Source organism: Streptomyces radiopugnans, from assembly GCF_900110735.1.
GTDB classification, from domain to species: Bacteria; Actinomycetota; Actinomycetes; order Streptomycetales; family Streptomycetaceae; genus Streptomyces; species Streptomyces radiopugnans.
Map to the genome: position 1 here is coordinate 426,374 of NZ_FOET01000004.1, position 14,572 is coordinate 440,945.

Annotated in this window: 13 protein-coding genes, 2 rRNA genes and 1 riboswitch; of the genes, 2 read left to right on the top strand and 13 right to left on the bottom strand. The window is 71.1% G+C overall.

Features of this window, described 5'->3' with window-relative positions; translation table 11 throughout:
• The first annotated feature begins 120 nt into the window (after positions 1-120).
• Positions 121-327 carry a DUF5999 family protein gene (locus BMY40_RS12160; protein ID WP_177213972.1) on the top strand — a complete coding sequence of 69 codons (207 nt, stop codon included), beginning with the start codon at positions 121-123 and terminating at the stop codon, positions 325-327.
• A 109-nt stretch (positions 328-436) separates the two neighbouring features.
• On the opposite strand, the gene gcvP is transcribed toward BMY40_RS12160, so the two are convergent.
• Positions 437-3,343 carry an aminomethyl-transferring glycine dehydrogenase gene (gcvP, locus tag BMY40_RS12165; protein WP_093658529.1) on the bottom strand — a complete coding sequence of 969 codons (2,907 nt, stop codon included), beginning with the start codon at positions 3,341-3,343 and terminating at the stop codon, positions 437-439.
• A 195-nt stretch (positions 3,344-3,538) separates the two neighbouring features.
• Positions 3,539-3,636: riboswitch (glycine riboswitch) on the bottom strand.
• 159 nt (positions 3,637-3,795) lie between these two features.
• Here gcvP and BMY40_RS12170 point away from each other — a divergent pair.
• Entirely contained in the window at positions 3,796-4,173 is a 378-nt protein-coding gene (locus tag BMY40_RS12170) for a PRC-barrel domain-containing protein (RefSeq protein ID WP_093658531.1), read from the top strand.
• Here BMY40_RS12170 and BMY40_RS12175 read toward each other — a convergent pair.
• The 12 genes from BMY40_RS12175 to BMY40_RS12230 all read right to left on the bottom strand — a co-directional run.
• Complete coding sequence (locus tag BMY40_RS12175; protein WP_093658533.1) at positions 4,089-5,534, bottom strand: DNA polymerase IV; 1,446 nt, start codon at positions 5,532-5,534, stop codon at positions 4,089-4,091. The genes BMY40_RS12170 and BMY40_RS12175 overlap by 85 nt on opposite strands.
• A 101-nt stretch (positions 5,535-5,635) precedes the next feature.
• A complete protein-coding gene (locus tag BMY40_RS12180; protein WP_093658535.1) occupies positions 5,636-6,235 on the bottom strand; it encodes a MerR family transcriptional regulator in 600 nt (199 codons plus the stop codon).
• Between the two features lie 184 nt (positions 6,236-6,419).
• Positions 6,420-6,893, bottom strand: a complete 474-nt coding sequence (locus tag BMY40_RS12185; protein ID WP_093658537.1) for a bifunctional nuclease family protein — start codon at positions 6,891-6,893, stop codon at positions 6,420-6,422.
• 74 nt (positions 6,894-6,967) lie between these two features.
• Positions 6,968-7,765, bottom strand: coding sequence for a transcriptional regulator FtsR (gene ftsR, locus BMY40_RS12190; protein ID WP_093658539.1), 798 nt, complete (start codon positions 7,763-7,765; stop codon positions 6,968-6,970).
• Between the two features lie 21 nt (positions 7,766-7,786).
• Positions 7,787-8,596, bottom strand: a complete 810-nt coding sequence (locus BMY40_RS28575; RefSeq protein WP_245770037.1) for a double zinc ribbon and FHA domain-containing protein — start codon at positions 8,594-8,596, stop codon at positions 7,787-7,789.
• A 123-nt stretch (positions 8,597-8,719) separates the two neighbouring features.
• Positions 8,720-9,565 carry a DUF881 domain-containing protein gene (locus BMY40_RS12200; RefSeq protein ID WP_093658543.1) on the bottom strand — a complete coding sequence of 282 codons (846 nt, stop codon included), beginning with the start codon at positions 9,563-9,565 and terminating at the stop codon, positions 8,720-8,722.
• 7 nt (positions 9,566-9,572) lie between these two features.
• Positions 9,573-9,905, bottom strand: a complete 333-nt coding sequence (locus tag BMY40_RS12205) for a small basic family protein (protein ID WP_093658545.1) — start codon at positions 9,903-9,905, stop codon at positions 9,573-9,575.
• A complete protein-coding gene (locus BMY40_RS12210; RefSeq protein ID WP_177213973.1) occupies positions 9,902-10,810 on the bottom strand; it encodes a DUF881 domain-containing protein in 909 nt (302 codons plus the stop codon). The genes BMY40_RS12205 and BMY40_RS12210 overlap by 4 nt, the downstream gene beginning before the upstream one ends.
• Before the next feature lie 120 nt (positions 10,811-10,930).
• Positions 10,931-13,426: a mannose-1-phosphate guanyltransferase gene (locus BMY40_RS12215; protein ID WP_093658549.1), complete on the bottom strand. Its 2,496-nt coding sequence runs from the start codon at positions 13,424-13,426 to the stop codon at positions 10,931-10,933.
• A 117-nt stretch (positions 13,427-13,543) separates the two neighbouring features.
• Positions 13,544-14,152: a cardiolipin synthase ClsA gene (gene clsA, locus BMY40_RS12220; RefSeq protein WP_093658551.1), complete on the bottom strand. Its 609-nt coding sequence runs from the start codon at positions 14,150-14,152 to the stop codon at positions 13,544-13,546.
• 142 nt (positions 14,153-14,294) lie between these two features.
• Positions 14,295-14,411, bottom strand: a 5S ribosomal RNA gene (gene rrf, locus BMY40_RS12225).
• Between the two features lie 74 nt (positions 14,412-14,485).
• A 23S ribosomal RNA gene (locus BMY40_RS12230) occupies positions 14,486-14,572 on the bottom strand; the annotation flags it as partial.

Consider the following 14,572-nt stretch of genomic DNA (forward strand, 5'->3'; position numbering starts at 1 on the left):
ATCCCTGCGGAATCCCGGCCGCGGGACAACACTGGGGGGATCGACCGAGAAGACACGGGGGCGGTCATGAACCACGCATCCAACCGCAGCACCACCACATCGCAGCGAAAGAACTCCACCATGTGTCAGCACCAACCCCCCTGCCCGTCAGCCGACTCCGCCGACCGGGAGGCCGCCCATCTCGTGGCGCACCACCCGGAGCAGGGCTGGAGCCTGCTGTGCAACGGCGTCCTGCTCTTCGAGGACACCGGCGAACTGCTGCCCGACGGGCAGGTCGTCGCGCCGCACCGGCCGCTCGGCGCCGAGCACGTCACGACCGCCGCCTGACGGCGGGCGGGCGCCGCGCCGCAACACGGCCGCAGCACGGGGGACGGGTCCCCGCCCGCGCGGGCGGGGACCCGTCCCTTGCCGGCGCCCGGCACCGGCCGGGCGCGGCTCAGCCGTCGTACTCGTCCATCGGGGGGCAGGAGCAGACCAGGTTGCGGTCGCCGTAGGCGCCGTCGATGCGCCGCACCGGCGGCCAGTACTTGTCGGCGGCCACGACGCCGGCCGGGAACGCCGCCTCCTCGCGCCCGTACGGGTGCTCCCACGCACCGGCGAGGTGCGCGGCGGTGTGCGGGGCGTTGCGCAGCGGGTTGTCCTGCGCGTCCCACTCCCCCGAGGCGACCTTCTCGATCTCGGCCCGGATCGCGATCATCGCGTCGCAGAAGCGGTCCAGCTCCGCCAGGTCCTCGCTCTCGGTGGGCTCGATCATCAGCGTCCCCGCCACGGGGAAGGACATCGTCGGGGCGTGGAAGCCGTAGTCGATCAGCCGCTTGGCCACGTCGTCGATGCTGACGCCGGTGGCCTTGGTCAGCGGGCGGACGTCGATGATGCACTCGTGGGCCACCAGACCGCCCGGGCCGGTGTAGAGCACCGGGTAGTGCGGCTCCAGCCGCTTGGCGACGTAGTTGGCGCCGAGCACGGCCACCTGGGTGGCGCGGCGCAGCCCCTCGGCGCCCATCAGCCGCGCGTACGCCCACGAGATCGGCAGGATGCCCGCCGACCCCCAGGGCGCCGCCGAGATCGGCCCCACACCCGTCTCGGGGCCGGCGGCGGGCTGGAGCGGGTGGTTGGGCAGGTACGGCGCGAGGTGGGAGCGGACGGCCACCGGCCCGACGCCCGGACCGCCGCCGCCGTGCGGGATGCAGAAGGTCTTGTGCAGGTTCAGGTGGGAGACGTCCGCGCCGAACTTCCCCGGCTTGGCCAGGCCCACCAGCGCGTTGAGGTTGGCCCCGTCCACGTAGACCTGGCCGCCGGCCTCGTGCACGGCCGCGCAGATGTCGGTGATGTGCTCCTCGAACACACCGTGGGTGGAGGGGTAGGTGACCATCAGCACCGCCAGCTCCTCGCGGTGCTCGTCGATCTTGGCCCGCAGGTCCTCGACGTCCACGTCGCCGTTCTCGCCGGTCCTGACGACGACGACCCTCATCCCGGCCATCACGGCGCTCGCGGCGTTGGTGCCGTGCGCGGAGGACGGGATCAGGCAGACGGTACGGCCGGCCTCTCCGTTCGCCCGGTGGTACGCCCGTACCGCCAGCAGGCCCGCCAGCTCGCCCTGGGAGCCGGCGTTGGGCTGGATGGAGACCTTGTCGTAGCCGGTGATCTCGGCCAGCCGCTCCTCCAGCTCGCTGATCAGCGTCAGATAGCCCTCGGCCTGCTCGGCGGGCGCGAAGGGGTGCAGTCCGCCGAACTCCGGCCAGGTGACCGGCTCCATCTCGGTGGTGGCGTTGAGCTTCATGGTGCACGAGCCCAGCGGGATCATGCCGCGGTCCAGCGCGTAGTCCCGGTCGGCCAGGCGGCGCAGGTAGCGCAGCATCGACGTCTCGGAGCGGTGCCGGTGGAAGACCGGGTGGGTCAGGTACTCGTCGGTGCGCAGCAGGCAGGCGGGCAGCACCTCTCCGGCGGCCTCGTCCAGCGCCTCGGCGTCCCCGGCCCCGGACTCCACGCCGAAGGCGCCCCACACGGCGGCGAGCTGCGCGCGTCCGGTGGTCTCGTCGCAGGCGATGCCGACGTGGTCGGCGTCGGTCAGGCGCAGGTTGACCCCGGCCTCGCGGGCGGCGGCGACGACCTCGGCGGCCCGGCCGGGCACCCGTGCGGTGACGGTGTCGAAGAACGTGTCGTGGACGACCTCGACCCCGCCCTCGCGCAGCCCCTGGGCGAGGACGGCGGCGTAGCGGTGGGTGCGGCGGGCGATGGCGGCCAGCCCGTCGGGGCCGTGGTAGACGGCGTACATCCCCGCCATCACGGCGAGCAGCACCTGGGCGGTGCAGATGTTGCTGGTGGCCTTCTCCCGGCGGATGTGCTGCTCCCGGGTCTGCAGGGCCAGGCGGTAGGCCCTGGCGCCGTCGGCGTCCACCGAGACACCCACCAGGCGGCCGGGCAGGCTGCGCGCGAACTTCTCCCGCACCGCCATGAACCCGGCGTGCGGCCCGCCGAAGCCCATCGGCACGCCGAAGCGCTGGCTGGACCCCACCGCGATGTCGGCGCCCAGCTCGCCGGGGGAGGTCAGCAGGGTGAGGGCTAGCAGATCGGCGGCGACGGTGACGACCGCGCCCAGCCCGTGCGCCTCCTCGATCACACCGCGCAGGTCGCGCACGGCGCCGGAGGCGCCCGGGTACTGCAGCAGCACGCCGAAGACACCGCGCTCGGCGACCTCGGCGGGGATGCCGCCGGACAGGTCGGCGACGACGACCTCCACCCCGGTGGGCTCGGCGCGGGTCTCGATCACGGCGATGGTCTGCGGCAGGCAGTCGGCGTCGACCAGGAAGACGCCCTGCCTGACCTTGCCGACACGCCGGGACAGCGCCATGGCCTCTGCCGCCGCGGTGCCCTCGTCCAGCAGCGAGGCACCGGAGGTGGGCAGCCCGGTCAGGTCCGCGACCACGGTCTGGAAGTTCAGCAGCGCCTCCAGGCGCCCCTGCGAGATCTCCGGCTGGTACGGGGTGTAGGCCGTGTACCAGGCGGGGTTCTCCATGACGTTGCGCAGGATGACCGGCGGAGTGAAGGTGCCGTGGTAACCCAGGCCGATCATGGAGTCCAGCGCCTGGTTGCGCCCGGCCAGGGAGCGCAGCTCGGCCAGGACCTCCGCCTCGCTGCGGGCGGCGGGCAGGTCCAGCGCCTCGGTGCTCTTGATCACCTCGGGTACGGCGGCGGCGGCCAGCTCGTCCAGCGATCCGTAGCCGACCTGCGCGAGCATCTTGGCCTGCTCACCGGCGTCGGGGCCGATGTGCCGCTCCTCGAAGGGGGTGCCCCGCTCCAGCTCCGCGAGGGAGGTGGCGGGAGGAGTGCGGTCTGCTGTCATCTGGAGGCCTCCTGGTCTGCGCGACCTGCGAGGGGCACCGCGGCGCGGGTGCCCGGACGGCCTCCCCCTCTGTCATCGCGACCTGAGAGCTTCACCGGCCCGCGTTCGCGGCCCGGTTTTCACCGTCGGTGAGGAGGGGCTGCGTCGTCGAGGTACACCTCGTCCGTCGTGGCCCGCCCTGCTTTCCAGAGTGACCTCACCCGCGCGGTACGTGAGCCTGAGAGATTCCGGGGAGGATTTGCTCCTTCGGCGCCTCCGGCACTGTCACCGGAGGACTCTCCCGCTCGGGGTCAACAGCCACTTCAGAGCCTACCAGCGCCCGGCGGCACCGGCCCGGCCCCGGCCCTCGCCGCCCTGCCCGGGTGGCCGATGCGCCGAATGTGCCGTTTCGTTGTTTGTGGCGACTGTTTGCGAGCAGGCGCCTCTTCGTGCGAGGAGTTGGAGGGACCGCCGTGCAGACCGACATCGACCCGCGGAATCTGATAGGCCTCAAGGCTTTCGACAGCGCCGGGCAGAAGATAGGGACCGTGGACGAGGTGTACCTCGACGACGCCACCGGCGTCCCCGAGTGGGCGGCGGTGCGCACCGGGCTCTTCAGCCGCGACGCCTTCGTCCCGCTGGAGCCCAGCGAGGTGGTGGAGGGGACGCTGAAGGTGCCCTTCGAACGCTCCCTGGTGAAGGAGGCGCCGGACTTCGGCGTGGGCCGCCACCTCTCCCCCGAGCAGGAACTGCAGCTCTACCGCCACTACGGGCTGGGCGTGCCCGGTGCCGGCGCGCCCGCCTCCGACGACGACATGACGTTCGGACGGATCGCGGGTTCCGAGACCTGACCGTCCCACGGCGGGAGCGGCTCGGAGGGCTCGAGCTCCGGATCGTCCACCGCGAAGGTGCGCACCCGCCCCGGCGGCGACCCGGGCCGTTCGAACCGCACCGTGACCCGCCCCAGACCACTGCCCTGCACCCAGCCCGGCCCGTACCGCGTGTGCCGTACGTCCAGACCGGGCAGCCAGTGCCGTACCGCCTCCGTTTCCCTCCCGGAGCCCGCTCTGCCCGCCGCCGGGGGCGGAGCGGGCTCCGGCGGCCGGGCGCCGGGCAGCCCGGCCGCGCCGGCCTGGGCGAACAGGTCCTCCTGGGTGAAGTCGGCCAGCCCGCTCACCCCGACCCCCAGCAACCGCACCCCGGCGGTGGTGTCCACGCCCTCGACGAGCCGGGCCGCGGCCTCCCTCACCACCGCCGGGTCGTCGGTCGGGCCGCGCAGCGTCTCGGAGCGGGTGAGCGTGGAGAAGTCGTAGCTGCGGACCTTGACCACCACCGTGCGCCCGGAGCGCCCCGCGGCCCGCAGCCGCGCGACGCAGCGGTCGGCCAGCCGTGCGATCTCGGCCTGGATCCTGGCGCGGTCGGTGAGGTCGGTGTCGAAGGTGTCCTCGACCGAGACCGACTTGGCGTCGCGCTCGGCGACCACCGGCCGCTCGTCGATCCCCTGCGCCATCGCGTACAGCGCTCCGCCGTGCGCCCGGCCCAGCAGCCGCACCAGCTCCGCCTCCCCCGCCTCGGCGATCTCGCCGACGGTGGCTATCCCCGCCCTGCGCAGCGTCTGGGCGGTGGCGGGCCCGACACCGGGCAGCGTGCGCACCGGCATCGGCGCCAGCAGCGCCCGCTCGGTGCCCGGCGGGATCACCACCAACCCGTCGGGCTTGGCCTGCTCCGAGGCGATCTTGGCGAGCATCTTGGACCCGGCCAGTCCCACCGAGCCGCTGAGCCCGGTGGCGGCACGGATGTCCCGGCGCAGCCGTTCGCCGACGGCACGGGCGGCGCCGGCCGGCCACCGCCCCGCCCCTCCTCCCGCCCCGCCCGCCTGGAGGTCCACGAACGCCTCGTCCAGGCTGAGCGGCTCCACCAGCGGCGACAGCTCGCGCAGCAGCCCCATCACCACTTCGCTGACGCGGCGGTAGAGCCCGAAACGGGGGGTGAGATAGGCGGCGTTCGGGCACAGCCGGCGGGCCTGGGCCATCGGCATCGCCGAGTGCACCCCGAAGACGCGGGCCTCGTAGGAGGCGGTGGCGACCACACCGCGCGGCCCGAGGCCACCGACGATCACGGGCTTTCCGCGCAGACTGGGCTTGGCCGCCTGCTCCACGGCGGCGTAGAAGGCGTCCATGTCCAGGTGCAGGACCGTCGGTGTCCCTCTCACACCCGTGATGCTGCCCTACGCCACTGACAGGGGCGACCGCGGCGCCCGCCGGCTGTGCCCCGCCGGGCCGCGCCGGCGGTGGCCCGGCCACCGCGCCCGGGTCACCCCGCCCGGTTGCGGCGGCGTGCCAGCTCGTCGGCCGGGTTGTCCCCGACGATCGTCTCCCCGGTGTCGACCCGCTCGGCGTGCAGCTGGGACAGGGCGGCCTCGACGTCCCGCCACACCACGCCGACCGCGATCCCGAAGACCCCCTGGCCGCCCTGGAGGAGATCGACGACCTCGTCGGGCGAGGAGCACTCGTAGACCGTCGCGCCGTCGCTCATGAGCGTCATCCGCTCCAGGTCCTCCACCCCGCGCGAGCGCAGATGCTTCACGGCGGCACGGATGTTCTGCAGTGACACCCCGGCGTCCAGGAGCCGTTTGACGATCTTCAGCACGACCACGTCGCGGAAGCTGTAGAGCCGCTGGGTGCCCGAGCCGTACGCCGGGCGGACGCTGGGCTCGACCAGACCGGTACGGGCCCAGTAGTCCAGCTGCCGGTAGGTGATGCCCACGGCCGCGCACGCCGTCGGGCCGCGGTAGCCGATCAGCCCGGGGGCGGCGCCCTGCGCGGCGGGGGCGGACCGGGCGGGAGGCCGTATGGAGGATCCGCGCAACGGATACGGATCGCCCGCCGCCCTGCTGTCGCCGGTGCTGCTCACGCCGACCCTCCGTCCTTCACGTCCCGCGGATATGCCCGGGACCTGCCCAATCGACGGTAGGCAGTCACTCGGGGTGCGTCAACGATCGCCACACTCGGCACGCCGAGTGATAATCACCCAAGGAGTGGTTTCGCGTGTCCCCGTCGCGGGAATGGGTGCCGGAATGGCCTGGCGCCGACGGCGCTCACTGGTTGCTGGTGCCGAAGTCCTCCGGGGAGATCTGGTCGAGGAACTCGCGGAACTTCTCCACCTCGTCCTCCTGCTCGTCCGGGATCGCGATCCCGGCGTCGTCCAGCACACCGTCGCTGCCGTAGATCGGCGTCCCGGTGCGCAGGGCCAGCGCTATGGCGTCGGACGGGCGGGCACTCACCTCCACACCGCTGGCGAAGACCAGCTCGGCGTAGAAGACACCCTCTCTGAGGTCGGTGATGCGCACAGCGGTGAGCTCCTGGCCGACCGCCTCCAGAACGTCCTTGAACAGGTCATGGGTCAGCGGGCGGGCAGGCGTCATGCCCTGCTGGGCGAAGGCGATCGCTGTCGCCTCCCCCGGACCGATCCAGATGGGAAGGTACCGGTCGCCTCCCACCTCTCGCAGGAGAACGATCGGCTGGTTGGAGGGCATTTCGACCCGGACACCCACAACGTCGAGCTCGTTCACACAGCAACCCTAGGACGTGCGCGCCCCCTTTGGGTAGTCGGGCACCCCGCGACCTGCCCATCGCCGGTGCGAAGTCAGCGCAGCCGCGCCTTCAGCGCCGACTGCACCAGGGCCGCGTGCAGCCGTACGGCCAGCGTCGCCAGCTCCCGTGCGGTCGCCTCCGCGTGCGCCCTGGTCTGGGGATTGCGGTGCCGCCGCAGTGGTGCCACGACCTGCTCGACCAGCCCCGCCTCCCGCTCCGCGGAAGCCTTCACCACCCGCAGATGCCGCGGCTCCAGACCGTGCCGGCCCAGGTCCGCGACGATCCGGGCGATGGCGACGGCCTCGGCGTCGTACCCGCCGTCCCCTCCGGGGCGGATCAGGCCGTACGACTCCCACTCCGCCAGCTGCTCCTCCTCCGCCTCCGCGGCGGCCAGGAGCTCCGCGCGCCCCACCCGCGCCGCACGGGGACTCTCCGCGCCGGCGGGACCGTCCGTGCCGTGGTGGGCCGGGGCGGCCGAAGCCCGGTCTCCCTCCGGCGCGTCGAACGGGTCGATGACCTCGGGCGGCCTCGCCGGGCCGGGCAGAGCCACCTCCTCGCCGCGGTCGAGCGCGTCGAGCTGCTCCTTGATGACCCGCAGCGGCAGGTAGTGGTCGCGCTGCAGACGCAGCACCCGGCTCAGGCGCTCCACGTCCGCCGCGGTGAACTTGCGGTACCCCGACGGGGTCCGCTGCGGCTCCACCAGCCCCTCGGACTCCAGGAAGCGGATCTTGGAGATGGTCACCTCGGGGAACTCGTCCCGCAGCAGGTTGAGCACGGCGCCGATGCTCATCGGAGCGGACTTCGCGGCGGCGGTGCCCCTGCGGGCACCGCCGGACCGTGATTGCAGCATGGACGCCCCCGGGGCGGTGGGTCAGACGGTGCGCTGGCTCGCGAAGAAGACCAGCCGGTACTTCCCGATCTGGACCTCGTCACCGTTGTTGAGCACGACCGAGTCGATCCGCTCGCGGTTGACGTACGTGCCGTTGAGGCTGCCGACGTCGGCGACGGTGAACCGGCCGTCCGGGCCGCGCCGGAACTCCACATGGCGGCGGGAGACGGTCACGTCGTCCAGGAAGATGTCGCTCTCGGGGTGGCGCCCCGCCGTCGTCAGCTCGCTGTCCAGCAGGAAGCGGCTGCCGGAGTTCGGTCCCCGGCGCACCACCAGCAGCGCCGATCCCATCGGCAGCGCGTCCACGGCCGCCTGTGCCTCGGGGGACAGCGACGGCAGGGCCGTCTGCCCCGTCATCTCGGCGTCGTAGGCCTCGATGCCCGAGATCGAGATGGTGGAGGTCGTCTCCGAGGAACGCTCGGGTACGGCGCCCCCACGCAGCGGCGCTCCGCAGTTGGAGCAGAACCGGCTCGCCTCGGCGGCGCGGTTCCCGCACCTCGCACAGACCGGCAAGTCAGCTCCTCCACCCGTACTCGAGGCTGATGGTGCCTCGGAACCTATGCGGCCGGACGCTCCCCGGTCAACAGAGACAGGGCCGTGACCACCCGAATTGTCGCCGGGTGCGACCTCGTCACGGAAGAGCGGGCGTTCCGCCCCCTCTGCGGCGGACTCGCCGCCGCGCGGCGCACGGTGCCTGGCGCCGTCACCGGCGTCCTGGCGCTTGCCGAACAACTTCCCAAGAAAACTCACGGGCGATTCCCCTCGCACGAAACAGACCCGCCCGTGGGGCAGGACAGACCCTCGATGCTCACGGTGGCCGAACCGGACGCCCTCACAACGTCCCTGGCCTTCGGACAGTTTCCCTTACCCGCAGGCCGGCAAGCGCGCCGACCCCCGGTTTCTTCACGCGTCGGCTCACTGCGATGACGACTGAGCGTAGTCAGGCCGCTTCGCCGATCGCAAGGCATCCACGACGATCTTCTCTGAACGGGTTATGGACACGGTGGCCTGCTCCTTCTCCAGGGACTGGACGACACCGCCCGGGATGTTCAGCGCCGGCTCGAGATCCTGCGGCATGCCGATGACCTCGAAACGGTAGGGCGAGGCCACCTTGCGGCCGTCGATCCTGATACCGGCGCCGCTGTCGGTGAAGTGGGTGCTCGTCACCACCCGTACTCCGTTGACCTCGATGGCCTCGGCACCCGCGGCACGCAGCTCCTGGATCGCGTCCAGCAGCATGTGCGCCTCGACCGTGCCCGCGGCGTCGTTCACCGTCATCCGGATACCCGGCCCCTCGGCCGCGACCGTACCCGCCAGCACGCCCAACTGCCGTGCCCTCTCCTCGGTCTGCCGGCGCGCCTCCTCCGCCTGGTCCGAGCTGTTCTCCAGTTCGGACTTCTGGTTCTCCAGCTTCCCCCTCTCCTCCTCCAGCCGCTGGGTGCGGCTGTCGAGCTCGTCGAGGATCCGCACCAGGTCCTCCTGCCGCGCACCGCGCAGCGGGCTGTTCTCGCTGGTGGAGCGGACCTGGATGGCGAGTCCCAGCCCGAGGACGAACAGCAGCAGTGCCACGGTGAGTTGGTTGCGGTTCACCCGCGGTGGCCACAGCCCGCGGATCAGCCGTTCGCGTCCGCCCGGAGAGGGCCTCTCGCCAGCCGGGGCAGCGGGCCCCGAGGGCCCGGCGGGCTCCTCCGGCACCGCTGCGGCCCCGTTCCGCTCCTCCTCCGGGCCCCTGCCCGGCGGTGTCGTCCTGTCGTCGCTCATCGCTCACTCACGCCCGGAACACATGCCGCCGGATGGCGGCGGCATTGGAGAAGATACGGATGCCCAGCACCACCACGACGCCCGTCGACAACTGCGCGCCGACGCCCAGTTTGTCACCGAGGAAGACGATCAGGGCCGCCACCACCACGTTCGACAGGAAGGACACCACGAAGACCTTGTCGTCGAAGATGCCGTCCAGCATCGCGCGCAGTCCGCCGAAGACCGCGTCCAGCGCCGCCACGACGGCGATCGGCAGATAGGGCTCGACGACCGTCGGCACCACGGGACGGACCAGGAGTCCGGCCACGACTCCCACGATGAGGCCCAGAACGGCGATCACGATGTGCTGCCCTTTCCTGTCTTCACGGGCTCTGCCGTACGAACGGTGAGGCTGGGCGCGGCCGGCAGCCGCACCCTGTCCTGGACGGAGATGCCGGTGCGGATGCCGTAGTTGTCCTGGAGCACGTCCAGGTACCGGCCGTCGCTGCTGTCCTGGAAGGCGTCGCTCAGCTCCTCGCCGTCGCCCACCGCGAGCAGGGTGTACGGCGGAACCAGCGGTTTGTTGTCGACGAGTATGGCGTCGCCGGCGGCGCGGATGGCGGACAGGGCCGTCAGCCGCTGCCCGTTGACCGAGATCGCCTCCGCCCCCGACTCCCACAGCCCGTTGACGACCCGCTGCAGGTCCCTGTCCCGTACCCGCCCGGTGTCGGCGAAGCCGGTGCTCTGGCGCGGTCCGCCGCCCTCGCCCGGCCCGGAGTCCTCGGCGTCGTCGACGACGAGCCTGATCCCCGGCCCCTCGACCGGCACGGCACCGGCCAGCAGCGCGACCACTTCACCGCGGTCGCCGCCGTGTTCCTGGAGCGCCTCGCGCTGCATAGCCGCGACCTCCTCGCGGAGGCCGTCCACGCGGGCCTGCAGGCCGTCGGCGTCCCGGCTGCCGTCCTCGATCCGGTCGATCAGCTCCTGCCGCTCCCGCGCCTCCGTGGGCGCCTCGAAACGCGCCTGGGCGGCTCCCAGCGTGACCACCAGCGCGGCCAGGACGAGACCGGCGGCCAGGACGAGCTTCCCGCGCAGTGTGCGGGGCAGCCCGGACCGGCCCTCGGCGCCGCGGCGGGCCGCCGCTTCCGCGTAGCCGTCGTCGAGGCTGTGCTCCATCACATTGGTGAGCAGCGACATGGAGGCGTCGGGTCGCGCAGGCCGTGAGGGGGTGCTCCGTACGGGGTGCTGCTGCGACATGCCGCACATCGTCGCACGTCGAGGGCCGTACCGCCGAACGGGGCCTCCACAGCTCTGGAGCGCGTCCGTTCGGCGGTACGGTACCGCGGTTCCCCGGTGCCCTCGGCACCCCGGGGAACCGTCGAGCCGTCAGCGTCCGGCGCTGTCGACCACCGCCGACCACTCGTCGAGCAGCGCCTGCGCGGAAGCGTCGTCAGGCCCCTCGGCCCACAGATGGGTGACCGCCTCGGCCGGATCCGGCAGCACCATGACCCAGCGCCCGTCGGACTCCACCACGCGCACGCCGTCGGTCGTGTCGACGAAACGTTCCCCCGCGGCCTCGACGACCCGGCGCATGACCAGGCCCTTGACCGCCCAGGGGGTGGCCAGGTCGCGGCGCAACACGTGGGCCTGCGGGATACGGGCGTCGATCTGGCTCAGGGTGAGCTGGGTACGGGCCACGAGTCCGAGCAGGCGCACGAAGGCCGCCGTGCCGTCGAAGACACTGCTGAACTCGGGCACGATGAACCCGCCCCGGCCGTCGCCGCCGAAGACGGTCGCCTCGTCCCGCCCGACCCTGGTGAGATCGTCCGGCGAGGTCGTGGTCCACTCCACCTGGGTGCCGTGGTAGGCGGCCACCTGCTCGGCGATGCGGGTCGTGGTCACCGGCAGGGCGACCTTCCCGCTGCGCCGCTCCGCGGCGATCAGGTCGAGCATCACCAGCAGCGCCCGCTGGTCCTCGATGATCGTGCCGCGTTCGTCCACGAGGGAGAACTTCTCGCCCACGGGGTCGAAGCGGATACCGAAGGCCGCCCGGGCCGACGCCACGATCTCCCCCAGCCGCACCAGCCCGGCACGACGGGTGTCCGCGGTCTCCGTCGGCCGCGACTCGTCCAGCCCCGGATTGATCGTCAGCGAGTCGACGCCGAGGCGGCCGAGCAGGCTGGGCAGGACCAGGCCGGCGCTTCCGTTGGAGGCGTCCACGACGACCTTGAGACCGGACTCGGCGACACCGCTGGTGTCCACCGCCCGCAACAGCGTCCCCGTGTAGGAGTCGAACACGCTGGCCGGGAAGCTCAGGTCTCCGATCTCTCCCGGGAACGCCCTGCGGTACTCCTGGCGGGCGTAGACACGGTCCAGCTTGCGCTGCCCCGCCTGGGAGAGGTCGGCGCCCCGTTCGTCGAAGAACATGATGTCGACGGAGTCGGGGACGCCCGGCGTCGTGCGGATCATGATGCCGCCGGCGCTGCCTCTCGCGGTCTGCTGCCGCGCCACCGGCAGAGGGACGTTCTCCAGGTCCCGCACGTCGATGGCGCTGGCCTGGAGGGCGGAGATCACCGCGCGCTTCAGGGCGCGCGCGCCTCGGGAGTGGTCGCGGGCCGTGGTGACCGTCGACCCCTTCTTCAGCGTCGTGGCGTACGCCCCCGCCAGTCGCACGGCCAGCTCGGGCGTGATCTCCACGTTGAGGATGCCGGAGACTCCGCGGGCGCCGAACAGATGGGCCTGGCCTCGCGACTCCCAGATCACCGACGTGTTGACGAAGGCGCCGGCCTCGACCGTCTTGAAGGGATAGACCCGGACATTGCCCTGGACGATGGACTCCTCGCCCACCAGACACTCGTCACCGATGACCGCGCCGTCCTCGATCCGGGCGGCTCTCATCACGTCGGTGTTCTTGCCGATGACGCAGCCGCGGAGGTTGGACTGGGGACCGATGTAGACATTGTCGTGAACGACGGCCTTGTGCAGGAACGCGCCGCTCTTGACCACAACGTTGGAGCCGATGACCGTGTGCTCCCGTAGTTCGGCGCCGGCCTCCACCTTCGCGTAGTCACCCACGTACAGCGGTCCGCGCAGTACCGCGTCGGGGTGGACCTCCGCGCCTTCCGCGATCCAGACCCCCGGGGAGATCTCGAATCCGTCGATCTCGACGTCGACCTTCCCCTCGAGGACGTCGGCCTGCGCCTTCACATAGCTCTCGTGGGTGCCGACGTCCTCCCAGTAACCCTCGGCGACATAGCCGTAGATCGGCTTGCCCTCCTTCATGAGCTGCGGGAAGACATCACCGGACCAGTCCACGGGGACGTCGGGGTCGACGTAGTCGAAGACCTCCGGCTCCATGACGTAAATGCCGGTGTTGACGGTGTCGGAGAAGACCTGGCCCCAGGTGGGCTTCTCCAGGAACCGCTCGACCTTCCCTTCGTCGTCGACGATGGTGATGCCGAACTCCAGCGGGTTGGGCACCCTCGTGAGACACACGGTCACCATCGCGCCGCGCTCTCGGTGGAAATTGATGAGTTCGGTCAGGTCGAAGTCGGTGAGAGCGTCACCGGAGATAACGAGGAAGGAGTCGTCCTTGAGGGCTTCCTCTGCGTTCTTCACGCTGCCCGCGGTACCCAGAGGCTTTTCCTCGTTGGCGTAGGTGAGCTCCATTCCGAGCTCCTCGCCGTCACCGAAATAGTTCCTGACCAGGGAGGCCAGGAACTGTACGGTCACCACGGTCTCGGTGAGACCATGCCGCTTGAGCAGCCGTAGCACATGCTCCATGATGGGCCTGTTGGCCACTGGCAGCAGCGGCTTGGGCATACTCGCGGTCATCGGGCGAAGGCGGGTGCCCTCGCCACCGGCCATTACGACGGCCTTCATGTCGGAAGCGTCCTCCTTGAAGAGACGACATACATGCCGACTGTGCCCGGCCGAAGAGACCCATGAATCTGTTAAAAGGGCCACTCGGGTCTCGCAGCCCCCGACGAGAGTCAGGGCCTAGTCGGCTGCGGCGTCCACCTTGACAAGCCGGCGGACTTGAACCACATAGAGGATTCCTGCCCACCAGTACAGGGTTGTACCCCAGCCTGCGAACGCCCATCCGAAAATAGCAGCCAGTGACGGAAGCCATCCGCTTCCGTCACTGAGCAGCAGCAGCGGGAAGGCGTACATCAGGTTGAAGGTGGCGGCTTTCCCCAGGAAGTTGACCTGTGGTGGCGCATACCCGTGGCGGTCGAGGACCCAGACGGCGACCAGCAGCATGAGCTCACGTGCCAGGAGCAACCCTGTGAGCCAGAGCGGGAGGATGCCACGCCACGTCAGCCCGACCAGGGTGGAGAGGATGTACAGCCTGTCGGCGGCCGGGTCGAGGATGCGGCCGAGACCGCTGACCTGGTTCCAGCGCCGGGCGAGTTTGCCGTCCAGGTAGTCGCTCACGCCGCTGAACGCGAGCACGAGCAGCGCCCATCCGTCGGCGTTGGGACCTCCGAACTCCGGCCAGAGAATCAGCCACAGGAAGAGCGGCACTCCTACGAGCCGCGCCATGCTGAGGATGTTGGGGATGGTGAGGACACGGTCCGTCTGGACGCGTGTCTCCTGAGCCTCCACCCGGGACCTCCTGTGAGTCCGTGCCAACGATGCTTCCTGACCTTACCCGCAGCGCGAGGCCGGAGAGGGAAGAGGGTCCCGTGAGCGGGGCAGAACGCGAGAAAGCCCTGCCGGAAACCCGGCAGGGCTTTCTCCACAAATCGTTCGGCGGCGTCCTACTCTCCCACACGGTCCCCCATGCAGTACCATCGGCGCTGAAAGGCTTAGCTTCCGGGTTCGGAATGTAACCGGGCGTTTCCCTTACGCTGTGACCACCGAAACACCATGACACACACGCAACCGCCGGCACGACGGGTCGTGGTCTCAGAACCCACACAGTGGACGCGAACATCTACGGACAAGCCCTCGGCCTATTAGTACCAGTCAACTCCACCGGTCACCCGGCTTCCATCTCTGGCCTATCAACCCGGTCGTCTCCCG